22 protein-coding genes are annotated in these 23,239 nt (G+C 61.4%); 11 read left to right on the forward strand and 11 right to left on the reverse strand.

The genetic code is table 11. The annotated features are described in order from the left end of the window. Positions 1–68: 68 nt before the first annotated feature. From ABIB00_RS22340 to ABIB00_RS22370, 7 genes are all read right to left on the reverse strand, one after another. On the reverse strand, positions 69–572 hold the full coding sequence (locus tag ABIB00_RS22340; protein WP_247444838.1) for a DUF1269 domain-containing protein: 504 nt from the start codon (positions 570–572) through the stop codon (positions 69–71). A gap of 173 nt (positions 573–745) precedes the next feature. Further along, positions 746–2,317, reverse strand: coding sequence for a complex I subunit 5 family protein (locus ABIB00_RS22345; protein WP_354105876.1), 1,572 nt, complete (start codon positions 2,315–2,317; stop codon positions 746–748). Between the two features lie 200 nt (positions 2,318–2,517). After that, a complete protein-coding gene (locus ABIB00_RS22350; protein ID WP_247340915.1) occupies positions 2,518–2,859 on the reverse strand; it encodes an NADH-quinone oxidoreductase subunit K in 342 nt (113 codons plus the stop codon). Positions 2,860–2,861: 2 nt separating this feature from the next. Then, on the reverse strand, positions 2,862–3,800 hold the full coding sequence (mbhE, locus tag ABIB00_RS22355; protein ID WP_354105877.1) for a hydrogen gas-evolving membrane-bound hydrogenase subunit E: 939 nt from the start codon (positions 3,798–3,800) through the stop codon (positions 2,862–2,864). After that, positions 3,797–4,087, reverse strand: coding sequence for a cation:proton antiporter (locus tag ABIB00_RS22360; RefSeq protein WP_247340913.1), 291 nt, complete (start codon positions 4,085–4,087; stop codon positions 3,797–3,799). Before ABIB00_RS22360 ends, mbhE begins: the two co-directional genes overlap by 4 nt. Beyond that, on the reverse strand, positions 4,084–4,374 hold the full coding sequence (locus ABIB00_RS22365; protein WP_247340912.1) for an MrpF/PhaF family protein: 291 nt from the start codon (positions 4,372–4,374) through the stop codon (positions 4,084–4,086). The genes ABIB00_RS22360 and ABIB00_RS22365 overlap by 4 nt, the downstream gene beginning before the upstream one ends. Continuing rightward, positions 4,367–4,888 (reverse strand): Na+/H+ antiporter subunit E, encoded by a 522-nt coding sequence (locus ABIB00_RS22370; RefSeq protein ID WP_249803911.1) that lies wholly within the window; start codon positions 4,886–4,888, stop codon positions 4,367–4,369. Before ABIB00_RS22370 ends, ABIB00_RS22365 begins: the two co-directional genes overlap by 8 nt. Before the next feature lie 385 nt (positions 4,889–5,273). Between ABIB00_RS22370 and ABIB00_RS22375 the strand changes: the two genes are divergently transcribed. The 10 genes from ABIB00_RS22375 (at position 5,274) to ABIB00_RS22420 (ending at position 17,293) form a co-directional block, all read left to right on the forward strand. Further along, positions 5,274–6,383 carry an efflux RND transporter periplasmic adaptor subunit gene (locus ABIB00_RS22375; protein ID WP_354105878.1) on the forward strand — a complete coding sequence of 370 codons (1,110 nt, stop codon included), beginning with the start codon at positions 5,274–5,276 and terminating at the stop codon, positions 6,381–6,383. Next, complete coding sequence (locus ABIB00_RS22380) at positions 6,380–9,493, forward strand: efflux RND transporter permease subunit (RefSeq protein WP_354105879.1); 3,114 nt, start codon at positions 6,380–6,382, stop codon at positions 9,491–9,493. Before ABIB00_RS22375 ends, ABIB00_RS22380 begins: the two co-directional genes overlap by 4 nt. Positions 9,494–9,559: 66 nt before the next feature. Further along, on the forward strand, positions 9,560–10,993 hold the full coding sequence (locus ABIB00_RS22385) for a basic amino acid/polyamine antiporter (protein WP_354105880.1): 1,434 nt from the start codon (positions 9,560–9,562) through the stop codon (positions 10,991–10,993). 23 nt (positions 10,994–11,016) lie between these two features. Next, positions 11,017–12,264 carry an arginine deiminase gene (gene arcA, locus ABIB00_RS22390; protein WP_247340908.1) on the forward strand — a complete coding sequence of 416 codons (1,248 nt, stop codon included), beginning with the start codon at positions 11,017–11,019 and terminating at the stop codon, positions 12,262–12,264. A 151-nt stretch (positions 12,265–12,415) separates the two neighbouring features. Continuing rightward, positions 12,416–12,598 carry a hypothetical protein gene (locus ABIB00_RS22395; protein ID WP_247444833.1) on the forward strand — a complete coding sequence of 61 codons (183 nt, stop codon included), beginning with the start codon at positions 12,416–12,418 and terminating at the stop codon, positions 12,596–12,598. 357 nt (positions 12,599–12,955) lie between these two features. Continuing rightward, on the forward strand, positions 12,956–13,621 hold the full coding sequence (locus ABIB00_RS22400) for an outer membrane beta-barrel protein (RefSeq protein ID WP_247445011.1): 666 nt from the start codon (positions 12,956–12,958) through the stop codon (positions 13,619–13,621). 749 nt (positions 13,622–14,370) lie between these two features. After that, positions 14,371–15,102: a sensor histidine kinase gene (locus ABIB00_RS22405; protein WP_247444832.1), complete on the forward strand. Its 732-nt coding sequence runs from the start codon at positions 14,371–14,373 to the stop codon at positions 15,100–15,102. A gap of 111 nt (positions 15,103–15,213) precedes the next feature. Continuing rightward, positions 15,214–15,831, forward strand: a complete 618-nt coding sequence (locus tag ABIB00_RS22410; RefSeq protein ID WP_247340904.1) for a response regulator — start codon at positions 15,214–15,216, stop codon at positions 15,829–15,831. Between the two features lie 154 nt (positions 15,832–15,985). Then, entirely contained in the window at positions 15,986–16,621 is a 636-nt protein-coding gene (locus ABIB00_RS22415; protein ID WP_247444830.1) for a response regulator transcription factor, read from the forward strand. 486 nt (positions 16,622–17,107) lie between these two features. Then, positions 17,108–17,293 carry a hypothetical protein gene (locus ABIB00_RS22420; protein ID WP_354105881.1) on the forward strand — a complete coding sequence of 62 codons (186 nt, stop codon included), beginning with the start codon at positions 17,108–17,110 and terminating at the stop codon, positions 17,291–17,293. Between the two features lie 200 nt (positions 17,294–17,493). Here ABIB00_RS22420 and ABIB00_RS22425 read toward each other — a convergent pair whose 3' ends face one another. The 3 genes from ABIB00_RS22425 to ABIB00_RS22435 all read right to left on the reverse strand — a co-directional run bounded on the left by ABIB00_RS22425 (position 17,494) and on the right by ABIB00_RS22435 (position 20,624). Beyond that, the gene (locus tag ABIB00_RS22425) at positions 17,494–18,234 is read right to left on the reverse strand and encodes a hypothetical protein (RefSeq protein WP_354105882.1); all 741 of its coding nucleotides are present in this window, start codon (positions 18,232–18,234) and stop codon (positions 17,494–17,496) included. Between the two features lie 414 nt (positions 18,235–18,648). Beyond that, entirely contained in the window at positions 18,649–19,647 is a 999-nt protein-coding gene (locus ABIB00_RS22430) for a hypothetical protein (RefSeq protein ID WP_354105883.1), read from the reverse strand. A 212-nt stretch (positions 19,648–19,859) separates the two neighbouring features. Then, entirely contained in the window at positions 19,860–20,624 is a 765-nt protein-coding gene (locus ABIB00_RS22435) for a hypothetical protein (RefSeq protein ID WP_354105884.1), read from the reverse strand. Between the two features lie 310 nt (positions 20,625–20,934). Between ABIB00_RS22435 and ABIB00_RS22440 the strand changes: the two genes are divergently transcribed. Further along, positions 20,935–21,564 (forward strand): hypothetical protein, encoded by a 630-nt coding sequence (locus tag ABIB00_RS22440; protein ID WP_354043939.1) that lies wholly within the window; start codon positions 20,935–20,937, stop codon positions 21,562–21,564. 88 nt (positions 21,565–21,652) lie between these two features. On the opposite strand, the gene ABIB00_RS22445 is transcribed toward ABIB00_RS22440, so the two are convergent. Next, on the reverse strand, positions 21,653–23,239 hold the full coding sequence (locus tag ABIB00_RS22445; RefSeq protein ID WP_354105885.1) for a class I SAM-dependent methyltransferase: 1,587 nt from the start codon (positions 23,237–23,239) through the stop codon (positions 21,653–21,655).

The following is a 23,239-nucleotide window of genomic DNA, read 5'->3' on the forward strand; positions in this document are numbered from 1 at the left end:
TCTCAAGCACGAGAAATGACTGGCGCGCCTCACCTCAGGTCGACGCTGGAAAGCAGAGACCGGCGGTTTCAGGAAGCCGGTCGCTCCGCCGCGCTGGCGAGCGCGTCACGCAGGATCTTTTCCTTGGTCTCGTCCAGAGAGGTCTTCAGCACGACCCCGCCGGCGTCCTTGATCTCGTTGAGGACCTTGTCGGCGGTCATGTTCTTGATCAGGACGAAGAGGGCCGCGTTGCCGGGGTGGAGCGATGCCGAAAGCTCCTTCACGAACGCGTCGTTGATGCCGAAATCGGTCAATGCGCCTCCCAGCGCTCCGGACGCGGCGCCGAGCGCCACACCGATGATCGGATTGAGGAAGAGGACGCCGATCAGGAGGCCCCAGAAGCTGCCGGAGATCGCGCCCGTCGCCGTGGTGTTGACGAGCTGGTTCAGCTTCACGCTGCCTGTTTCTGTCTTCACAGCGATGACGGCATCGCTGATGGAGATCAGATACTCTTTTTGCAACTTGAGCAGCCGCTGGCGGACGTCCTCGGCCTTCGCCTCGCTCGGGTACACGATCGCGACAAGATCAGACATGAAGGCCTCCGTTCACATTGAGGTAGCTCGTCCAGAAGGGACTGATCCCGGCTGCACGGTGCGACATCGAGACTAGAAGGTGAGAGGCCAGCCCGGCATCCGAGAAAACCCTCGGGAGCAGGGAGGATGTTCCGGACCTGCCGGAACGCGAATCCTTCGCCGGCCTTAGAGATTCAATTGGCGGCGAACATCAGCGCGGCGAGCAGCAACGCGACCAGGAGGAGGGATATGGTGGCCGTCGACCATTGGCGAAGAATGCCGTCGCCCGTTTCGACGAGGCTGCCGAGTCCGATACAGGTTCGCCGCAAGGGGGCGATCAGCTGCATGATCGTTTTCCCGGCTGCCGAAAACGCCAGGGGATGCGGCCAGGGGCTGAGCAGGATCGCAAGCGCGGCACCTCCGAACACGGTTACGAGCAATTTGACGAGCGCTTCGACTCCGAACAGTTTCGATTCCACGGTATATGTGATCGGTAAATACGGCTCCCATGGCAGCAGGCCAAGCAGTAGTGAGCAGAGTGCCAAGGCAAGCGCCGCCAAACCGCTGCCGCGTGGCGGCTTCGCGACAAGGGCGACCGGGTGATCCGAAGGCGAAAGCGCATGGGCAAGTACCAGAACGGTATAGGCGGCCGTGAACATCCCGCCGACCTGGAGCACGCCAGCCCACCACCACTGTCCCGTCCTCGCCGTCTCCTGGAGCAACAACTCCTTTGCGAGGGACGCGCCGCTCGGTTGAATTCCCATCAGTGCGAAGCCGGCTAACCCGAAGGTCATGACGCTCAAGGGCAGGGCGCGTGCGGCGCCGCGGATCCCGGTGATGCGATCATGGCCCAGTCCTGCGTAGATCGACCCGACTGCCAGGAACATTGCCGCTTTCGCGGCGGCGTGGGAGATCGCCTGCATCAATCCGCCCGCCAGGGCCTGTCCCGTTTCGAGCCGTCCTGAGGCATCGAGAGCGAGTGGAAACAGCAGGAAAAGGTACCCGATCTGGGCCATTGTCGAATATGCGACGAGCAGCTTGAGGCGCTCCTGCCGCAGGGCGACGATGCTTCCGACCACGATCGCGCCGGCTCCCAACGCTGCGAGAAATTGTGCAGCGGCAAAGCCGGGCACGCCGGGCAGCACGTTGAACCACACCCGCAGGAGGATGAAGAACGATCCCTTCACGACCAGGCCGGACAGGATCGCGCTCGCTGCGGCCGGGGCGCCGGCGTGAGCGGGCGGCAGCCAGAGGTGTAGCGGAAACAGCGCGGTCTTGGCGAGGAGGCCGGTCGTCATCAACGCTGCCGCAATCAGCGCGCCGGGCTCCGTGGAGACGCGATGAGACAGCAGCACGATATCGAGCGTGCCGTAGAGGCCGTAGAGCAGCGCCGTGCCCATCAGGTAGAGGACGGACCCGACCAACGCGAAGAGAAGGTAGCGCAACGCTGCCTGAAGCGTCTCCGCCTGGCCCTCCAGAGAGACCAGCGGCACCGCGGCGAACGTCAGTAATTCCAAGGCAACGTAAAGGGTGAAGAGGTCGCCTCCGACGAAGATGGTGTTCAGCGCCGCCCAAACCGCTAGCAGAAGAATCCAGAATGCGAACGGTGCCCGGCCGTATCCTGCTGCAAGACGAAAATCGGCTGCGGCAAAAATGGCGACCGCACAGACTACGATGGCCGTGGCGGCGAGCATCACCGCCGACAATCCGTCCGCGCGCAGGGCAACCCCAAGAGGTGGCGGCCAGGCACCGAGCAGATAGACCATGTGACCGTCGTTCTGCGGCAACGCCAGGAGAACGCTCCCGGAAATTGCTAAGCCGACCGGTATGACCGTGAAGGCGACCCGCCGGACATAGCGGTCGCCGAGCGCGAACGCCAGCAGCACGCCCGCGACTGGCACGACGATCAACAGCACCAGCAGGAGATCTGCCGCCGTCGTCGCCAGCGCGGAGGGAGTGGCCATCATCAGCCGCCGGGCGCGTCGGAACGCGAGCTCGTCGGCGCGCGACTGCCGAGCGTCGTGGAGCCGCTGGTGTGGAACAACCGCAGCAAAAGGGCGATCGCCATTGCCGTCGCGGAAAACGCGACCACGACCCCGGTGATTACCAGGGCCTGCGGCACCGGATCGTTGCCAACACCCGCCGCAGCCCCCCTCCGTCCGACGATCCCGAACAGAAGGAACACGCCGCTGCCGAGCAAGTTGAACGCGAGGATCTTGCGGAGCGATTGCGGGTTCGTGATCAGGCCGTAAAGCCCAAGCCCGACCGCAGCGGCCGCGCACAATCCGAACACCGATACGCTGCTCATCGCTATGTATTCCTTTCCGGCGCGCCGGCGAGGAGGAGGGCGAGGGTCGCTGCGATCGTGAGGATCATCGCGACCTCGATGCCGAGAATTAGCGGTTTGGCGAACGCAACCGGATAGGCGAGGAAGGCCGCTCCGAAACAAAGCCCGCCGAGGCCAACGACAAGAAACAGGCAGGGCCCGGCGACCAGGATAAACCGTAGCCATCGGCTGCTCACCGGTGGTGTGTCCGCCAATCCAGCCATGATGACCAGCAGCCACATGGACGCGAGAACCGCACCGCCCTGAAATGCTCCGCCGGGGTGATCGGCGCCTGTCCACAGCATGTAAATGCCGACGACAATCCCCGCTGGGGGCAACAGGCGGGCGAGGAAGGCGAGAACGCCATTTGGGTCGGCTTCGTGACGCGGTCCCGGACGGCCGCCCCAGGCCCGGTCCGACGCGAGCGACCAGACGCCCACGACGGCCAACAGGAGCACGACCTTCTCGAGCATGGTGTCCAGCCCTCGAAATGCCATGAGGACATTGGTGACCGGATTGGCCATTCCGGTCGCCCCGGCATTCGCGACGACCGCCGGTGCCAGGGTCGGAGCATAATCGGGCAGGATCAGGATCGCGAACGCCAGGGCTGCCGCGATCGATGCGGACAGGATAGCGGCGATCAGACGTGTAGAACGGTCTGGTCGTTCGGCTGCCGTCGCCTCGGCATCGCCCAACCGGGCAGCCGCACCCAACAGCACAACGCCGCCCAAGCCGCCGCCGATGGCGGCTTCCGTCAGTGCGACATCGACCGCGTCGAGACGGACCCAGATCAGCGCAACCAGGAGACCGTAGGCGACGAAACCGACGGTCGCCGAATACGTCTCGGGGACGGCGATGGTCCAGATGGCGAGGCCCAGTACCACGGCGGCGAGTGCGATCTCGAAGACCGTTGCGATGCTCATCTGGCCCCGCTTCGGCGCACCGCGCGCGCGATCAATTGCGAGACGGTGGCGCCCGCCAGCAGTGCGAACATCCAGATGCTGATCAACTTCAGCCCGTCGCGAAGGCCTTCAGCTTGCGGGAGCAACCCGAGCACGACGAATCCAAGGCCGAGGTTGTCCGCCTTGGTCAGCGCGTGGAGGCGGGTCAAGGTGTCGGGGAAGCGAAGGAGGCCCACTGTACCTGCCAGGAAGAAGAACGCGCCCGTCGACACGCACGCAATCGTCATGATGTCCCGCGCGAGGTTCATTTGCCCTCCGCCGAACCGACGCCGTCGCTTTCCAGGCGGGACAGCCCTTTTTTGACGAACGCGATAGACGCGAAAGTGGCGAGCAGCGCGAGGATCAACGCCACGTCAACGGCCGCCCGGACGCCTGTCACGGTGCCGAGGAGCAGCAGCACGGCAATGCCCGCGGTGCCGATCAGCTGCGCAGCCATCATCCGATCGGCATCGCCCGGACCGCGCAATATCGACACCAGGCCGAGGGCCAGCAGCGTCAGGATCAAGCCGACGGCGGCGGTCAGGAATTCAGTCATTGTAGAGGGCCCGAATGAGCGCCGCTTCTTCGGCGGCGAGATCGGCAAGGACCGGCTGCGTGACATCGAGGCAGTGATAGATGATCTGTCCGTTCTCCTCGCCGGCAGGCACTGTTCCGGGCAGCAGGCTGGTCAGTGTCGTGAAAACGTTTTGCCGCACGCCTCGCGGCAGCCGCGTCGGATAGGCTACGAACCCGGGACGCAGAGGCAATCGGGGGTTCAGCGCGCGGCCTGCCACGTCTATTCCGGCGACGACGGAGTGATACAGGAAAAGCGACGCCAGACGGGCAATGGCTGGGAGCGACCGCCGCGAACTGCCCGGCTCCAGCAAGTACAAGCTTGTCCAGGTTGCTACCGCGATTGCGACCGCTGCGGCAGGAACGTCTCCGACCTGAGCGCCAGCGAGCACGAGCCAGAGGCAGCCGAACCCGACCGCACGCGAAGCAACGCTCGACCACCACCCTCGGGTGATGGTGCCCGCCGGCACGTTTCGTTGTCCTGAGGATCCGCTCATGCTGGAAATCCTCCATCGGCATCACATCGCATCGTCGGGCTACAGGGTACCTGAAGGGATCAGCCTTCGCGTTGGTGCACGACTGCGCGTAGCGATACATCATAGGTCGTTCGTCCGGCGCCAGCGTGCCGGTGCTTCGCCGGACGATTCCATCATGTGTCCTGGGCGTAGGCGGCGATATCGGGTGATTGCCTAATCGGGTCTCGGGAATCTCCCAAGCCGCGAACCCGGGCAAACCGCGATTACATCCGGACGCATCGGGTAGATTTACCGATGTCCGGGACCGGCGCTTCCGGCAAAAATGGCGGCGGGGATCGTCGGAAGACTGAGGCCTGCGGAAAGCCGATTTGCCAGGCGACGTTTCACACCGGGAACGGAAGAGCTCATGTTCAAGCGCGGCAGCCATTCCTCGTTCAGACGCATCAGAGCTATGGCCATTTTGACGGCGCTCTCGCCGGTGCTGGCAGCCTGCGGGAGGGAAACGGCAGCGAATGACACGCCAGCGCCTCGTATAGTGCGCACGACGACCGTGGAAAAGCGCAAGCTCACGACGCCCCTGACGTTCTCCGGACGGATCGAAGCCGAAGATGAAGTCAATCTGGCATTCCGGATCTCGGGTCGGCTGTTGAACAACGACACCAGGATCGGCGATCGGGTCAAAGCCGGTCAGGTGCTGGCGCGATTGGAGTCCCAGAACGAGTTGAACGCGCTGCGCCAGGCACAGGCGTCGCTTGCCGCGGCACAAGGGCAGCTGACACAGGCGCGCAATCATTTCGACCGTCAGGAGACGCTCCTGGCGCAGGGTTGGACCACACGGGTCAACTACGATGCCGCGACGCAGGCCCAGCAAACGGCGCGGTCGCAAGTCGACGCCGCCGAAGCCGCGCTGAGTGCCGCGCATGACCTCGTCGGCTTCACCGAACTGAAAGCCGATGCCCCAGGCGTGATCACCGCCACCGGTCAGGGAGCCGGGGAAGTGGTGCAGGCCGGACAGATGATCGCGAGGATCGCGCGGCAAGACGGTCGCGATGCCGTCTTCGACGTTCCCTCTCAACTGGTCAGATCGGCTTCGGCCGATCCGGAGGTCGAGGTCAACCTGGCAGATGATCCGACCATCAAGGCCAAGGGGCGCATCCGCGAGGTTGGCGCGCAGGCCAACGCCGTGACCAGGACCTTCGAGGTCAGGGTCGGCCTGACCGACCCACCGCCGGCGATGCGCCTTGGTGCGACGGTCGTCGGGCGGGTGAGCACGAGCGCGGGGCCGATGATCGATATTCCGGCCTCAGCCCTGACGAGCATGAACCAGCGACCCGCCGTGTGGATCGTCGATCCAACCGCCAGTACGGTGTCGGTGCGCAATGTGGACGTTCTGCGGTTCGACGAGGCCCAGGCGGTGATTTCGCAAGGATTGGACACCGGCGAGATCGTTGTTACCGCTGGGGTACAGGCGCTTCATCCGGGCCAGAAAGTCCGGGTTCTCGGATCAGAGCAATGAGCGGGGTCAATCTGTCCGATTGGGCGCTGAAAAGCCGTTCGCTGGTTGTCTATATGATGATCATCGCGGTGGTTGCGGGTGGGCTGTTCTATTTCCGCCTGGGTCGCAACGAAGATCCGGCCTTTATCATCAAGACCATGGTCGTTCAGGCCGCTTGGCCGGGCGCGTCCGTCGAGGAAACGATGAAGCAGGTGACGGAGCGCCTCGAACGCCGCCTGCAGGAGACGCCGCATCTCGACTTCCTGCGAAGTTTTACCAGGGCAGGCGTCTCGACCGTCTTCGTGAATCTGAAAGGCAGTGCCAGCGCACGAGAGGTCACAGACACCTGGTACCACGTGCGCAAGTCGATCGGCGACATGCGCCATACGCTACCCGCCGGAGTGATCGGGCCTGGGTTCAACGACGAATTTGGCGATACTTTCGGAATTATCTACGGCTTTACCAGCGACGGCTTCAGCCAGCGTGAGCTGCGCGACCAGGTCGAAGATATCCGCTCAAGGCTGCTTCTCGTGCCTGACGTGTCGAAGATCGAGTTCCTGGGCGAACAGGACGAGGTAATCTTCGTCGAGTTCTCCACGAAGGAGCTTGCGGCACTCGGAGTTGATCGGTCCGCCCTTATTGCGGCCCTCCAGTCGCAAAACATCGTACGTCCGGCCGGAACGATACAGACGAGCGCCGACAGCATCTCGATACGGGTATCTGGCGGGTTTCAGTCGGAACGGGACATCGCCGACATCAATTTTTCCGCGAGCGGACGTATGCTTCGCCTGAGCGACATCGCGCGGGTGCGTCGCGGTTACACGGACCCGCCCCACCCGATGTTTCGGGTCAATGGGAAGCCGGCGATAGGACTCGCAATCGCCATGCGGGACGGCGGGGATATTCTTGCGCTGGGTGCGAACATCACCAAGGCGATGGCGCAGATTACCGCGGACCTCCCGATCGGGATCGAGCCAAGCGTGGTCGCGGATCAGCCCGTCGTGGTCAACCACGCCATTCGGGAGTTCATGGTCTCGCTGCTTCAGGCGATCGCTATCATCATGGTGGTGAGTTTCATCAGCCTCGGCGTGCGACCCGGCCTGATCATAGCGCTTGCCATACCGTTCACGCTGGCGATCGTCTTGCCGATCATGGGTCTGCTGAGCATCGACATGCAGCGGATATCGCTCGGCGCGCTGATTATCGCGCTCGCGTTGCTGGTCGACGATGCGATGACGACGACCGACGCGACCCTCACCAAACTGGCGGAGGGCGCCAGCAAAGTCGAGGCGGCAACCTTCGCCTACCGGACCCATGCGATGGCGATGCTCGCGGGCACGCTGGTGACGATCGCGGGATTCATCCCGGTCGGCTTTGCGGCAAGCTCGGCCGGCGAATACACGTTCTCGCTGTTCGCGGTGGTGACGATCGCGCTGCTGGTGTCGTGGTTCGTCGCGGTCATTTTCACGCCGCTGCTTGGCGCTGCGATCCTCGTCCCGCCCAAGCAAGGCAACTCAGCCGACCCGGGCAGGATTTTCCGGATCTACCGCAGTTTCCTAACATCGGCGATGCGCGCGAAATGGCTGACCATTGCGATCTCGGTGGCGCTCTTCGTCGCCTCGGTTCTGGCGATGCCGATGATCCCGCGGCAGTTCTTTCCCTCGTCGGATCGGCCGGAGCTGCTGGTCGATGTCAACCTGCCTCAGAACGCTTCGATCTACGCGAGCGAAGCTGCGGCGAAGCGCCTCGATGCCGCGCTCGCGAGCGACCTCGATGTGGCGCGGTGGAGCACCTACGTCGGACGGGGTGCGATCCGCTTCTATCTGCCCCTCAACGTCCAGCTCCCGAACGACTTCTTCACGCAGACCGTCGTGATCGCGAAGGATGTCGCCGCACGCGAACGCCTGCATTCCAAGCTTGAAAAGCTGCTCGCCGAAGAATTTCCCAAGGCCATCGCGTTCGTATCTCCGCTCGAGCTCGGGCCGCCGGTCGGTTGGCCGATCCAGTATCGGGTCAGCGGGCCTGACGTCGAGCGGGTGCGCGAGATCGCGCTGCAGGTCGGGAAAATCGTCGCGTCCAGTGCGGACACCAAGCAGGTGAATTTCGATTGGATGGAGCCCGACCGACAGGTGCGCATCCATGTCGACCAAAACGAGGCGCGACAACTCGGCCTGAGCTCGCAGGCAACCGCGACCGTCCTGAACGCCGTCATCACGGGCACGCCCATCACCCAGGTCCGTGACGATATCTACCTGGTCAACGTGGTGGCGCGGGCTACCGACGAGCAGAGGGTCTCGTTGGACAGTCTGCGCAATCTGCAAGTGGGACTGCCGGGCGGACAAACGGTTCCTCTCAGCCAATTTGCGTCCTTCGAGTATGACCAGGAGTTTCCGCTCATCTGGAGGCGAGATCGGGTTCCGACCTTGACGGTCCAAGCCGCCATCGCCGGTGACAGCTTGCCGGAAAGCGTGGTCGCCTCGCTATTGCCGGCGATCGAGAAGTTCCGGAAGACGCTCCCGCGATCGTACAGCGTGGTGGTGGGTGGGACAGTGGAGGAAAGTCAGAAGTCGCAGGCATCCGTGCTGGCGGTCGTGCCGGTGATGCTATTGGTCATGTTCACAGTCCTCATGGTGCAGCTCCAAAGCTTCCCTCGACTGTTCATGGTCTTGAGCGTGGCTCCCCTGGGGCTGATCGGGGTCGTCGCAGCGTTGATGTTGTCCGGAAGGCCGCTTGGCTTCGTCGCCATTCTGGGGGTCCTCGCGCTCCTCGGCATGATCAGCAAGAACGCGGTCATCCTGATCGGTCAGATCGACGCGGAACGCGCCCTTGGCAAGACGCCCTGGGACGCCGCAGTCGACGCCAGCAGCTCCCGGTTCCGGCCGATCATGCTGACGGCCGTATCCACCGTCCTCGGGATGATCCCGATCGCGCCGACGGTGTTTTGGGGACCGATGGCGTTCGCGATCATGGGCGGCTTGCTGGTGGCGACGGTCCTTACGCTCGTCTTCTTGCCGACGATTTACGTCGCGTGGTTCGGCGCGACCGAGCGAGCCAGCGGCGCCGCTCTGCACAAACCGTCAGAGGGGGCAAAGCAAAGCCGGATAGGGGAATCCTCGTCATCGGCTAGGTAGTCAACCCTATGTTTTTCCGCTCCATGATGGGTGCATCTGTGACGACAGATAATCGGGACGCTTCTAATGACCACCAATAAGGACGTCCAAAGATTGCCGCTGCGGACCCTGACAGCCATGGTGGTCGGCGGCATGGTCGGTGCCGGCGTGTTCTCGATACCGCGCAACTTCGCGCAGGCGACGGGCATCTACGGGGCCCTTATCGCCTGGGCCATTGCTGGTGCCGGCATGCTGATGCTCTGCTTCGTGTTTCAGACGTTGGCCAACCGCAAGCCGGATCTCGATGCCGGTGTCTACGCCTATGCGCGGGCGGGATTCGGGCCGTATGTCGGCTTCTTTTCGGCGTTCGGCTACTGGGCCAGCGCCTGCGTCGGCAACGTATCTTACTGGATCCTGATCAAGTCGACGCTCGGCGCATTCTTTCCCGCTTTGGGCCAGGGCAATACCTTGACCGCAGTCCTGATCTCCTCGGTCGGGATATGGGCATTCCATTTTCTGGTGCTGCGCGGCGTGAAGGAAGCAGCCGGAATCAACGCCATCGTCACGGTCGCCAAGATCATTCCGCTGCTGTTGTTCGTGGTGTTGTCGATCTTCTTCCTCAAGCCGTCCGTGTTCGTGGACAACCTCTGGGGCGGCGCGGCGGGCGACTATGGTAACCTGTTCGAGCAGGTCAAGGCGACGATGCTGGTGACCGTCTTCGTGTTCCTGGGCATCGAGGGTGCGAGCAACTATTCGCGTTTTGCGGAGAAGCGCGAGGACGTGGGTGTCGCTACCGTCACGGGATTTCTCGGCGTGCTGGCGCTGTTCGCGTCGGTGTCGATATTGGCCTACGGCGTCCTGCCACGCGCGGAGATCGCGCAGCTTCGCCAGCCCTCTGTCGGTGGCGTGCTCGAGGCCGCGGTCGGCCATTGGGGAGCGGTGTTGATCGGGGCCGGCGTGATCGTCTCGGTTCTCGGCGCTTATCTGGCGTGGACGATGATGGCTGCCGAGGTGCTTTCGGTGGCCGCCAAAAAACTGGACATGCCGGCGTTCCTGGCACGAGAGAACGCCAATCAAGTGCCGTCATCGGCGCTGCTGATGACCACGCTGCTGATTCAAGTGGTGCTCGTCGCCACGCTGTTCTCAGACGACGCCTTCACCTTCGCGCTGTCGCTCTGCAGCCACCTCTCGTTGATTCCGTACTTTCTGTCAGCGGCCTTTGCGTTGATGCTGGTTTTTCGCAGAGAGACTTACGAAAAGGACCCGCGCGACCTCCGCAAGGACACCATCATTGCGGTTCTGGCGACGATCTACACGATATTCCTGTTGTTCGCCGGCGGGACGAAGTTCCTGCTGCTCGGCTTCATCATCTACGCCCCCGGCACGATCCTGTACTACATCACGCGGAAAGAACAGGGCAAACAGCTCTTCACGCCGGCCGAATGGGTCTTGTTCGCGGTGGCGGTGATCGGATGTGTCGTCGGTATCCATGGCCTCGCTACCGGCTATATCAGCATCTAGCCCCAGTACGAAAGGAGCCACCAATGGCGAATTCCTCAGCCTTCGGCGTTCATTCGGAGGTCGGTCAGCTCCGGAAGGTGATGGTGTGCTCGCCAGGTCGGGCGCATCAGCGGCTCACGCCGTCGAACTGCGATCAGTTGCTGTTCGATGATGTTCTCTGGGTGGAGAACGCCAAGCGTGACCATTTCGACTTCGTCACCAAGATGCGCGACCGGGGCGTCGATGTGGTGGAAATGCACAACCTTCTGGCCGAAACGGTGGCGGTACCGGAGGGTAAAAAGTGGATACTCGACAATCAGGTCGTGCCCAATCAGGTCGGGCTCGGCTTCATCGACGAATTGAGGAGCTACCTTTCCGGCCTCGACAATCGCGCGCTTGCGGAAACCTTGATCGGTGGCCTGTCGACTCATGACTTTCCTGAAGAGCATGGCGGCCAGGCGATCAAGATGGTCAAGGAGGCGGCGGGTGCCACCGAGTACCTGCTGCCGCCGCTGCCGAACACGCTGTACACGCGCGACACCACCTGCTGGATCTATGGAGGCGTGACGCTCAACTCGCTTTATTGGCCGGCCAGACACGAGGAAACGATCCTCACAACCGCGATCTACAAGTTCCATCCTGATTTCGCCGGCAAGGTCAATGTCTGGTGGGGCGACCCCACGCACGACCATGGGCTGGCTACTCTGGAGGGCGGCGACGTGATGCCGATCGGCAAAGGAGTCGTGCTGATCGGGATGAGCGAACGTACATCCCGTCAGGCGATCAGCCAACTCGCGGCGACGCTGTTTGCGAAGAAGGCGGCCGAACGCGTGATCGTCGCGGCGATGCCCAAGATCCGCGCAGCCATGCATCTCGACACTGTGTTCACCTTCGCCGACCGCGACTGCGTACTGACCGCGCCCGACTTCATCAATCAGACCCGCGCCTACTCCTATCGCCCGAGCGACCAACCGAGTGGCGTCGAGTTGCACCCCGAGAACAAGCCATTCGTCAGTGTCGTCGAGGAAGCGCTGGGTCTTAAGAAGCTTCGTGTGGTCGAGGCGGGAGGAAGCGATTATCAGCGCGAGCGCACGCAATGGGACAGCGGCGCCAACCTCGTCTGTGCGTCGCCAGGCGTGGTGTACGCGTACGATCGAAACACCTACACCAACACACTGCTGCGCAAAGAAGGTATCGAGGTCATCACCATCGTCGGGGCGGAACTGGGCCGTGGTCGCGGTGGCGGCCACTGCATGACGTGCCCGATCATCCGTGACGCCGTGGACTACTAGCGCAGAGGCACCCTGGCGGGTGAAGCCAGGATGAAGCCTGGGCGAAGCCCAAGGCATCGGAGGCCGTGAGTTCGGGAAGCTCGGCCGGCCTCGCGGCCGTTCAGCGGCCTCGGCACATGCAGGAGCTTGCATCGACGGCCCCGAGCCCGCAATGGGCAGGATCGTCACGAGGCTCTCGCCTTCCTTGCAGCTGTTTCACACGCTCGACCCCACGCAGGCGCTGTTTAAGGCCGGGCGCCGCTCACTGATCATCGGCATCGTCATCCTCGCGATCTGTCTGGCAGTCGGATGGCTTGCTTCATTGATGCTCGGAGATGGACCTCTCCCAGAATGAATCTGCGCCGGTCTACGGTGGCGCGGTTTAGGAAGCGATGTGCACGTTTCTTTCGGCAGTCTCCGAGCTTGTGTGATCCGAGATTGTGTGGTCAGGCAGTAACAACATTCCGCGAAAGGGTCGTGCGTTGTCGGCGTCGCTTGACACAACTACTGCGGGGCCTATGGTCGCGTCGTTGGGGAAGGCGGGGCCGACAGTCTCGAGGTTCAGATGCGTGTATCTGGAGTTCTTCTGCAGCTGGTTGGAGCCTTGGGTGCCACTGCTGCAGTGGCCGCGGACGTGGACCTGAAAGAGTTCAGGGCGGATCCGCCGGCACTGCCGCTGCCTTCGTGGAGTGTGGTCGGTTCCGTGTCGTCGATGTTTACCGACAACGCTCTGTTCACGCGCGACGCCCGCAAGTCGGATGGTTATTACGAGCCCGATATCAGCGCCAGACTGGACGGATACCTGACGAACGACCTGTCCTATCGCCTCTATGCCCGCGCGCAGTATGAGGCATTCGCAACGGAGAAGGACGGGAATGCCGCAATCGCCCGCTTGGGAGGACGATTGACCGAGAACTGGAATGGCTGGCGGTTCTCGGCGATCTACGAAAATCGTTACGACTTCGACGGCGTCTACCGCGGCCTCGCGTTTACCTCGAACGACGTGATGGGATCGGTGGCCCGCGACTTTCGTATCAACAACGTCACCCTGTCGCCATTGTTGCTGCTGACCTACCGGTTTTCCGATCTTGCGGAAGCGCGCCGCTGGCGCTTCGATGCCGTTCTCGGAATCGAAGTGCAGCTCGACTCCAAATGGTCGGTCGTGAGCTCGCCTCTGTTCGAAGCCTATTGGTTCACCGATGGATTGAATTCAGGACGGCAGGACCAGCTCTATTCGGCGGATATCGGTCTGAAGTATAATTTCGCGAGCAATCTGTCGCTCACGACCACGGTGCTGTACGAGGCCCGGACGTCCAACGTTCCGATTCGGCACTACAGGGATCTTCGGATCGGTCCGCGGCTCGACTTCGCCTTCTGAGAAAGAATACGAAATGTCAACGAGACGACTCTTCGTCCTGCTGTGGACGGTTTTCGGAATGACGGCGGCAACCGCCGCGTTGGCGGACCCCCGTGATTCCGTCGAGCGGAGCCAGCGCATGGATACCGACGCGCTCCGGGATGACATCGGGCAGAATCGCCTGCGAGTTCCCGCTCATCCACTGGTGATAGTACCGGCCCCGCAAACTCCTCCGGTCTCTCGGACGAAGAAGAAGTCGGGCTCAGCCAAAGATAGCGGTCGATAGGACGTCGTCGTGCGGTAGTTCGGGCATCTGGCGATGTGCCAGAAACGACGCCACCCTGCATTTCCATAAAGCTCGTCCCTGATGGTCTGGACCGTAAGGTGACGTTCGGTCGTGTCCGGATGCGCGACGAAGAATTTTAGCAGTCATTGTCTCATTTTATCGCGTTGGTTCCAGCGATTGGCACAAACTGCATATACCGGACGAAAACTCATGTCAGTCATGCGCAGGTTTTGAAGTATTATGATTAACCCCTTGGTTGTATGGAAAACCAGGAGGTATGATAGTGCACGTCATTCCCTTAGGGGTGCGCGTCGAATTGCGGCCCTCATGGGACATGTTGAACGGGTCATTATCTAGGTCGTCGATTGCGACAGTCGATGTCCAGGACGGACTTAAAAGCTGGATGCGTCCAATGAAGCCGTGCAGCCTTCCTGCGAGCCTGTTGAAGCCACATGGAACCGCGAAGCGCCTCGGTCGACACCGGATGAGCGTTCTTGAGTCTTCTGAAGAACAGCCGGATAACCCAACCGGTCGTGATTTGGCTTCCATACAGGAGGGTATTCAGCAGCGGATTGCCTCGGAACTTCATGATTCGACTTGTCAATATTTGGTCGCGGCAAGTCTTGGGTTGATGCGAATCCGCGCCTGCGTCGGCGGAGCAAACGGCGTCGATAGGCTTTGCGACGACGTTGATGCATCGATCGACCGCGCTCTGAGGGATATCCGCTCGCTTACATATTTGCTGCATCCACAGGACGTGATGGAGGAAGGACTGAAGGCGACGATCGAGTGCTATGTCCGCGGCTTTGCTGCGCGCACCGCCTTGCGCGCCCGGAGCGTCGTCGACGCTGGAGTGGACGGGCTGTCATACGACAGCCAAAGGGCATTGCTGCGGATCGTTCAGGAAGGACTCGCGAACATATTCCGGCACGCGAGCGCGACGGAGGTCAAAATCCTCGTCCAGGCAACCCGCGGGCAGTTTCGACTGACCATCAGCGACAATGGACGCGGCTTCGCGGCTCACCGCGCTGAACGAGGCGGCGGAACGACGTCGATGGGTGTCGGCATTCCCGCCATGAGGGAGAGGCTCGCGCGCCTTGGCGGCAGCCTCGAGATTCGATCCGATCCGGAAAGCTCCGGGACCACGTTGTACGCGGTTATCCCGGTTCGCAACGAGGCGAAGCGGCACAAGCGGCGCTTGTTGTTGCAGTCATGAGAGCCGACGCGCATCTCCAAGGACGAGATCCGTCGGGCGACCGTCGCGCTCCGATATGGCCATCGGCTTGCGGTACTCGAAGCGGCGGCGATCGAAGCAGGAGCACTTTGCATGAAACGTATCCTGATCGCCGATGATCATGAGGCTGTCCGTTCAGGTATCCGAGCGGTGCTTGGGCAACGTGCCGATTGGGAGGTCGTGGCGGAGGTGAGCGACGGCAGAAAGGCAGTTGCCGCCGCGATCGAGAGCAGGCCGCATGTCGCCATTCTGGATTTCTCCATGCCGCGCATGACCGGAGTTGAGGTGACCCGGCGGATCAGGGAGTGCTCGCTCCCCACCGAGGTCCTGATCTTTACCGTTCACAGCTCTAGCCTGCTGGCGCAGCAGGCCTATCAGGCCGGTGCGCGGGCCTTCTTGTCGAAGTCGGAGGCGAACAAGCTGCTGCTTGCGGCTGTCGATTCACTCCTGGTTCACAAGTCGTTCGGCGTTGGAAGCGGGGTTGACCATATGGATTGCGCGCCGCTCGATGAGGCGAGGCTGACGCCCCGCGAGCAACTGGTCGTCAAGCTCGTTGCCGACGGATATAGCAACAAGGGCATCAGTGCCATCTTGAACCTCAGTGTGAAGACCACAGAAGCTCACCGGGCCGCCGCGATGCGGAAGCTCGATGTGAACTCGACAGCCGGTCTGGTCCGATACGCGGTTAGAGCCAAACTGGTCGACGAGTGATGGAGCATTCCGGCGATCGGGACATCCGCGACCCGATCTCAGGGTTTTGTGGGATAACTTTCCGGAAGAGGGTCGATACAGTCAGCCGACTTGGCTGCCAGTCATCTCCGTTGATTGCCCGATAGGTTCTGGGTCGACATACGGGAGCGCCGTCGTGAAGCGCATCGTCATTGCCGATGATCATGAGGTTGTACGGTCGGGGCTGCGCGCGATCGTCCAGATGCGCTCCGATTGGGTCGTCGGCGGCGAGGCTTGCGACGGCGAGCAGGCCCTGGCTTTGGCGATCGAAACGCGTGCGGACGTCCTGATCGCCGATTACTCGATGCCGTTCATGAATGGACTCGAAGTGAGTCGCCGCCTCAGCGCTATGCATATGCGAACTGAGGTGTTGATCCTGACGATGCATGACAGCGAGGAACTGTTGACGGAGGCCATTCTGGCCGGCGTTCGCGGCTTCCTGTTCAAGTCTGATGCTAGAGAGCACCTGATATCCGCGATTGACGCCTTGCTTGATCGCAGGCCGTACTTCACTGGCGTGTTGCTGGAAAAGCTTCTGCGGGACTTCCAACTCAACAAGCAGAACAAGTCGGGCGTACTGCTCACCTCGCGGGAACAGAGCGTGGTCCAGCTCATTGCGGAGGGGCATACGAACAAATCGATCAGCGCCATCTTGAAATTGAGTGTGAAAACCATCGAGACCCATCGCGCCGCGGCGATGCGCAAGCTCGGGATGTCATCGACGGCGGAGCTTGTTCGCTATGCGATCCGGAAGAAACTGGTCGCGCCATGAGTGCGACGACAGCGACCGACCCTGCGCTCCGAGGCTAGTTTTCGTCGTCTCGTCGAAGCACACGCGCATGCTGGCAGCGAATTCCGAGGATCCGGACCGGGCGGCCGGCGCAGACGCATTTAAGGTCCCCCAGCCGGACAAGTTTCCGCGATCCGGTTGAGTTCGCCATCATTGCGGGACTAGACTGCCCTTGCGGGGAAAATAAAACAATGATGGCACGGCGCTATGCGGTCCGAAAGTCTTGCCCTGGCTGTGGCAGGCCAATGAAGGGGTTGCCGGACGAAGCAGCGGAGGGACGGCTGCGCTACGTCTGCGCCAAATGCGACGACGACCCGCTGCGTGATCCTGCAGCGCGCAAGTGGGCGGACGGCCCGCTGCGTCCTCCGGAGAAATGAGCGCTCTCGCCAACTATTCCGATCGGTTAGAGCAGGAACGAGGCTCTCTAGAGGGGCGTGCGCCGACCTGCTCGACGCGCAGACTGAGCGCATGGCGATCATGGAGAACTCGGACCACGAGATCATCCGGGAGACGCACGACCAGATGCATTTTGCGGCGCGCGCTTGCCGGGTTTTCGCGGGCTTCGCGGACAAGATCTTTGGCGATACGATACCGCTGAATCAGCGCGATGTATTTGATTTCATGCGCCGTGAACTGATCACAGTTGATTTTTGAAATGGTCCTTTTGAAGCGACCCTCGAGCGCCTCTTCAGGATACGACCAATTGTGTTTCTGGACAGACTTACCAGTTGTCCCAGCTTTTAGTGACTGAGATCAATCGGCACTTGGTGGGGTTTCAGAAACATCCTATTTCGTAGACGACTAAAACAGCTCGGCGCCGAGCGAGCATGATGGCAACTCGCTGCCATAATTTCCTAGGATGGCCGTTCGACGAAGGCGACGGCCTTGTTGCTATAGGTCCATGTCGCGCCGTCGCGTTTGCTGATCCCGAGAAAGGCGGTCGACGTACCGGCATATTTCATGGCCTGATTGCCGCCGTCGATGCCATAGGCCCATGGGTCGAGGCACAGAAACTCGGTGACCTTGTTGTCGGCCCCCGTAGTGCGGTGGCCGACGATGCCGACATAATGGGCGCCGCCGAGGGACGCCCGTACCGGCATCTTGTTTTCGAGATTCTTGATTGTCCAATCCACCGCTTTGCTGGGATCCCTTCCCACGCTCACTTGGTCGCGCGCCGTCGGTTCGGCCATTTTCCAGCCCATATAGCGGACGAACACGATCTTGAGGATCGAACCGCACCAATATTCATTGTTCACCGCTTTGAGGAAGCCGCCATTGTTCTGGTTCCATGGCAGCTTGCTCTTCTTGTAATTTTCCATCGACTCGTCCGTCGAGGTCGTCGACAGCGTGGGATGGGTGTGCAGCGGCTCATCCACCAGCATTTCATAGACGCGATGGCGGTTGTCCAATTCGTCGCTCGGGTCTTGGTTGCTGTAGAACTTGCGATAGGTGGGCACCTTGGCCGCCGTACTGACGGCGTGGAAATAGTGCCAGATCAAATCGGTTTTCCACGAGGGGTCGCGTGTATGGGTGTCGGACATGGAGACGTTCCATATGAGGTATTCGGCTGCTGCGGATTCGCGGCCTTTTCTCACTTGCGGTCAGACCCAGCCGCGCTGAAAGGTTAGTCCCCGCTCGATTGATGACGGTTCAATTTCGTAGGCGGAACCTCATGCGGTGCCAGCGCAGTTTTTGGCGATGCGGCAAGCCCGGTTCTGGCTCTCAACCGCAGCGCAGGCGTCCGATATTGCGGTCCAAGCCGACATTGTCGCAGATAGCGCAGGCTCTTAAACAGGCGTTCGGAATTCAACGAAGTGCCGGCGCTGACCGCAGCCTCAACGTGCTGAAGGGATGCCGAGAACGAGTGCTCTCACCATGCGTTGAAGTTGGTGACGAGTTGCTTGTCCAAGGACAAGCTTTCCATGCCACTGGAAAGAAAAATATCACTTCGGCTATGGTGTCCACTCCCGGGCATGTTTCGTTTGTGGTGCAAGAAGTGACCGAGATTTCTAGTCCAGGTGCCTTGCGCGCAGATCTTGAAGATCCTTTTTCAACGCCACCAGATCCAGCCCGCGAGGAAAAGTGAGGCGTCCAGAGCGGATCACGAGCCGGACGTACGGATAGCGTTCCTCCGCAAGCATCGGATCACTGATCTTGTACTTGTGCCAATCTTCAACGATGTGTGCCTGTTGCTCGACGTTGTATGAGTCCCAGGTATCGCCCGGCGTGTACTCGTAGCCGGCACCGACTGTCTGCGCCCAGAAGGAGCGCGCCATCGTCCAGTTTGAATCGTTGAACGCCTGCCACACGTGGGTCATTTCGTGCACGAAGAGGTCGCAGATGCGACCGAAGTCGTCGCACAAGAGGCCGAAGGTGGGGTTAGGCGATGCCATGTTACTGAACGCGACATTGCCAAGATTGATGGCATACCGCATGCTTGGCACCATGGGATTGCTTCCCCTAAAGAACGGCCCATCGTTCGTCCACGGTCTTCCGCCTGCTCCCAGGCCATTGGTAATCGCAATTGTCTCCCACGGCGGCAGCGTCGGGCCAAAGACGTTGCGCGCGAAATTCCGCTCGCTGACGTCCAGCACGCGCGCGAAGTCCGGTCGGCTTCCTTCACATGCCGGCGGGGTCGGAGCCGCTGGGGTGGGTGCAACCGGTGGAGTGGGCGCGATCGGCGGGGGAGGCGGCGTACCTGGCGGCAGATAGATGAATCCCCCTCGCCACCCACCTTTCCCGCCGGTCGTACCGGAAGAGAACGCAAAATTCTGGCGGTCGGGCGACATCGTGCGGCAGCCGACATACTCGGCCAGGTACCAGTTCACCTGTCGTGTGGCTTGTTGGAAATCGCGCTGTTTGACGAACTTGATGCCCGGAAAGTTGAACTCGATGAGATCCCAGGGGTCGATGCCGATCCGCTTGGCGAGGGATATCCAAGTCTCGCCCGCCGTCACCGCGTGCCGGATTCCTGCTGGCGGTACATAGCTTTCGACGACAGGCTTCAAGGGCCTTTCCTGGTTCGGCAATGTAAAGCCTCCCCTGCTGATTCCTGCGGAACTACGCGTTCTCGCCACCAATATCTATTGGTCGCCACTACCTCGAGGCGGTTCGATGGTTCCATTCATTCGATGCGCGAACTGGCAGTGGCAAATCGAGGAGCCTCATTCGTAGCATGAAGGCGTAGACAAGGAGCAATGTCGAACGAACAATATCCGCTTTAGCGCCGGCCCTTTGAGCTCGAACCGAGCAGATCATGCGTTCCGCTGATGCTCACGGTTCCCGAGCACTCGAAACCGCCGAAAATTCCGCAGGAGCCGGTGACCGTGACACGCAAATCTTTGCGCTGGTACATGTCGACCGAAATGCCCAGGCGCGAAAAGTCGTTCGCGCTGTTCGGCAGAATCAGGTCGATATGCTCTGCCGCCCATTGCGGTATATGCTTGTTGCTCTTCCAGAACAGTTCATTGCCGGCGTGATGCAAAAAGTTTGGGCCCACCGTCAGTGCACCACCTACACCCTCGAACGCGAAGCCCGTTTCGTCGATGTGAACGTTTACCCGATCGGGTGCCACCGCGAAATGTAGCGAGGTGATGTCTTGTGGCTGCGGGTCCTTGCCGAATTGCGAGCTGTAGGCGTCGCCCCACTGTCCGCGATCGCGTCCAAGCCCGAAACCGTGCCGCCCCGGAAGATCGCGCGTTGAGAGCGGCCTGTCGGAGAGCTTTGGACGCCAGATCTCCCGAAATCCCTTGCCGATTGTGGCGGCCATCGACAGGTCAAGAGCCCAGTGCGATGGCTTCTCGGCACTTTGGCCTTCGGCGAAGGCGTCGAATCCTTCCGGCGTCTTGGCGATACGCAGCGTCTTGGTCAGATCTCGCCAGTGCTTCGGCAGGAAGGTGACGCCATCGAGTGTGTTCGTCGCAGCCGCGACACCATACTTCTCGAGTTGGTGTCGGATGTAGGGCTTTTCGTCGTAGAGCCGCACATCCGGGTTGGGCCCCGCAAAATACTTTGTCAAATCGATCTGCGGCCGAAACATGGTCAGCCGTGCCGCGATCTTCCGGTAAGTGTCGGTCGTCGTCGGATCGGTCGTCGTCATGGGGCGCCTTCCGCGGCAATCCTCGCCTCAGATTAGTCTCGCCCGAACGGGTTCGGGTTCAATGCCGGCGCATTCGATGAAGCTGGCGCCCGGCCCAGGTCATGCGAAGTCATGTCGCGCCAGCGCAGTGTTTGAACCTGCCGATCGGAAACGGCGACCACCATCCGTGGGGTAGTGTGAACAGTGAGGACGATCAATGTCACTGCGGAGCAGGGTATTAGACGTGCTCAATGGCCCGGCGGTCGCACGCATGCGCTTCCGGTTTCCGATCCGCGGCAGCCACGTGACGATTGCGCCGCAAACGTTTCATCACGTTGCCCGGGCGATCCGGTTGGGGCAGGTCACAGTCGCGGTTCCGACCGATCTCGCAGCGGGTGTTGCTGCGCAATATAACGATGTCGCGCGAACCCGAGCCGACGGCACAGCGGTTGCGGCTAATACGCTTGAGGTCGTGTCGGCGACGGGCCGGCTGGACGCAGCCTATATCGTCCACGAGAGCCTGCACGCGGCATACGATCTGTTGCGTACCGGCCTTGATGCCAATGCGGAAGAGGCGTCTGCCTATGTCTGCACGGCGCTCTATTGCCGCATGACTGGCCTGCCCCGCCCTCGCTGGGCCAACGGGCCGATCTACGCCAATGCCGCAGAAGTCGCCCGAACACTGCTGTCCCAGTATCAGAAGGGCGATCCCGGGATTCCCTGGGTCGGGGAGCATGAATGGAAAATGCTGCGCGCAGGTGTTGGCTTTGATCCGGTCTATACCAGCGGCCCCGGCGGTATTCTCACGGGATGGCTCCTCGGCCAGCAATATACCCACGACGGCTAGAGTGCCGGGGACCGCATCCGTTTCAGGAAACGGCAGGAGCTTCCAACTCCTGCCGTTCATCGCCAACGGAGCCGTGCACTTGAGCGCGTCACGCGACCAGCAGGCCCAGCTTGCCGACCATCGCAAGCGAGCGTTGTACGCTTTCTCGCATTGACAGCAGTAACGGCTCGGCTGGCTGCCCGGCTCCATCCTTCTGGCCTATCCGAATGGTAGGGCCGAATTTTTCGGTCATTTCGGCCGTGATCTGGTCGATGGTCCGCGCACCGTCGAGCAATTGCAGGAAATCCCTGGTCCGGTCGTCCTCCAACTGCACTGTTTGGTGGAGGAGATTGGTGACCAGCGGACCTGTTTGCGCTTGTCTTCGCGCGAGCAGGCTGGCCTGCGGATGCTCCGTAGCTTCCTTCAACAAAAAGGGACGCGACAGCAGGAACGAAACCTCGCCGCTGCAAGCCAGGATGAACATCGCCTCAGTCAACACCTTTTGGTCATCATATGCCTGCCGGTTGCCCAGCAGCGCGCGGGCGCCATCGAGCATCTCGTCGAATGATAATGCCCGCGGCCAAGCTCGGCCGAGACATAGATACGCGGCCTTCAAGAGCGGATTGATTAGCGTGACCCTGCTGCCGTCCTGGTTCTCGAATTCCATCGCGGAATCGTCTGTCACGCAGGAGTCGGAATGGACCGGGTTGGTCGTGCTCAGCAAATGGAACCGGGTAACGAAATCGAGGTCGATCTGGCGGGATAGCGAAATGCTGTTGTGGCAGAGCAAGGTGCGCCGAAAACCATTGCCGTCGATGAAGTCCTGATATTGATCGCGCGCCATGAACTCGCTTTCCGGGAAGCGCTGCAGCGCTGCGCGAACCTCCTCGGAATAGCCGGCAAGATAGCGTCGTGAAAAATCAGCGTCGCCCAGGTATTGCAGGCCATGGCGGCTTGCGTCTTCGGCGACCTCATGCAGCAGGAAGGCCTCGGCGCCATCATCGAGATCGTCGTGAAATAAAAGCTCGTCGGGCGACTTGAGGACGCGGTTGTACTGGTCGCGCATAACCGCGCCGTGCACCGAGTCGGCCTTGGAGCCGTCGCTCAGGAACTTCAGGATCGCGCGGGCCTGTCCTACCTTCTCCTCCATGCCGGTGAGGCGGCGGGTGTGATACCGCATCATGTCGCGGACCATGTCGCGAAGATGCGAGAATGGGTGCGCGTTGTAGCTGACGTAGCAGACCCCGCGCGGAGCCAGGTTCTGCTTGAAGACCATCATCATCTTCTCGCGCACTGCCGGTGGCACCCAGGAATAAACGCCGTGCGCGATGATGTAGTCGAACCGTCCGAAGCTTGCATCGACATTCATGATGTCGCAGTGGAGAAGCTTGATGTTCTCCAGGCCCAATGTAGCGACATTTTGCTGGCCGCGCTCGATCGTCACGCCGCTCAGGTCGACACCGACGAATTCGCTGTTCGGGTATTGAAAGGCCATCGGCAACAGGTTGCCGCCGACGCCGCAGCCAAGCTCCAGCACCCGGCAACGCTCGACCGGCGCCGGCTGCATGCCGTAAACGGCGGCCATGGTAGCAAGATGGTTGGGATGAGTAAGCCCATAAACATGACCCGGGTAGTAGACCTCGTCGTATGGCGTTGGACCGATGTTCGGGTGACGATGCTCGGCTTGAATGTTCAT

The sequence above is a fragment of the Bradyrhizobium sp. LB14.3 genome (genome assembly GCF_040547985.1).
Lineage (GTDB): Bacteria > Pseudomonadota > Alphaproteobacteria > Rhizobiales > Xanthobacteraceae > Bradyrhizobium.

Coding starts and splice junctions, on each gene's coding strand:
- ABIB00_RS22340 (WP_247444838.1), bottom strand. CDS start 572: ATGTCTGATCTTGTCGCGATCGTGTACCCGAGCGAGGCGAAGGCCGAG.
- ABIB00_RS22345 (WP_354105876.1), bottom strand. CDS start 2,317: ATGGTCTATCTGCTCGGTGCCTGGCCGCCACCTCTTGGGGTTGCCCTG.
- ABIB00_RS22350 (WP_247340915.1), bottom strand. CDS start 2,859: ATGAGCAGCGTATCGGTGTTCGGATTGTGCGCGGCCGCTGCGGTCGGG.
- mbhE (WP_354105877.1), bottom strand. CDS start 3,800: ATGAGCATCGCAACGGTCTTCGAGATCGCACTCGCCGCCGTGGTACTG.
- ABIB00_RS22360 (WP_247340913.1), bottom strand. CDS start 4,087: ATGAACCTCGCGCGGGACATCATGACGATTGCGTGCGTGTCGACGGGC.
- ABIB00_RS22365 (WP_247340912.1), bottom strand. CDS start 4,374: ATGACTGAATTCCTGACCGCCGCCGTCGGCTTGATCCTGACGCTGCTG.
- ABIB00_RS22370 (WP_249803911.1), bottom strand. CDS start 4,888: ATGAGCGGATCCTCAGGACAACGAAACGTGCCGGCGGGCACCATCACC.
- ABIB00_RS22375 (WP_354105878.1), top strand. CDS start 5,274: ATGTTCAAGCGCGGCAGCCATTCCTCGTTCAGACGCATCAGAGCTATG.
- ABIB00_RS22380 (WP_354105879.1), top strand. CDS start 6,380: ATGAGCGGGGTCAATCTGTCCGATTGGGCGCTGAAAAGCCGTTCGCTG.
- ABIB00_RS22385 (WP_354105880.1), top strand. CDS start 9,560: ATGACCACCAATAAGGACGTCCAAAGATTGCCGCTGCGGACCCTGACA.
- arcA (WP_247340908.1), top strand. CDS start 11,017: ATGGCGAATTCCTCAGCCTTCGGCGTTCATTCGGAGGTCGGTCAGCTC.
- ABIB00_RS22395 (WP_247444833.1), top strand. CDS start 12,416: ATGGGCAGGATCGTCACGAGGCTCTCGCCTTCCTTGCAGCTGTTTCAC.
- ABIB00_RS22400 (WP_247445011.1), top strand. CDS start 12,956: ATGTTTACCGACAACGCTCTGTTCACGCGCGACGCCCGCAAGTCGGAT.
- ABIB00_RS22405 (WP_247444832.1), top strand. CDS start 14,371: ATGAGCGTTCTTGAGTCTTCTGAAGAACAGCCGGATAACCCAACCGGT.
- ABIB00_RS22410 (WP_247340904.1), top strand. CDS start 15,214: ATGAAACGTATCCTGATCGCCGATGATCATGAGGCTGTCCGTTCAGGT.
- ABIB00_RS22420 (WP_354105881.1), top strand. CDS start 17,108: ATGGCGATCATGGAGAACTCGGACCACGAGATCATCCGGGAGACGCAC.
- ABIB00_RS22440 (WP_354043939.1), top strand. CDS start 20,935: ATGTCACTGCGGAGCAGGGTATTAGACGTGCTCAATGGCCCGGCGGTC.
- ABIB00_RS22445 (WP_354105885.1), bottom strand. CDS start 23,239: ATGAACATTCAAGCCGAGCATCGTCACCCGAACATCGGTCCAACGCCA.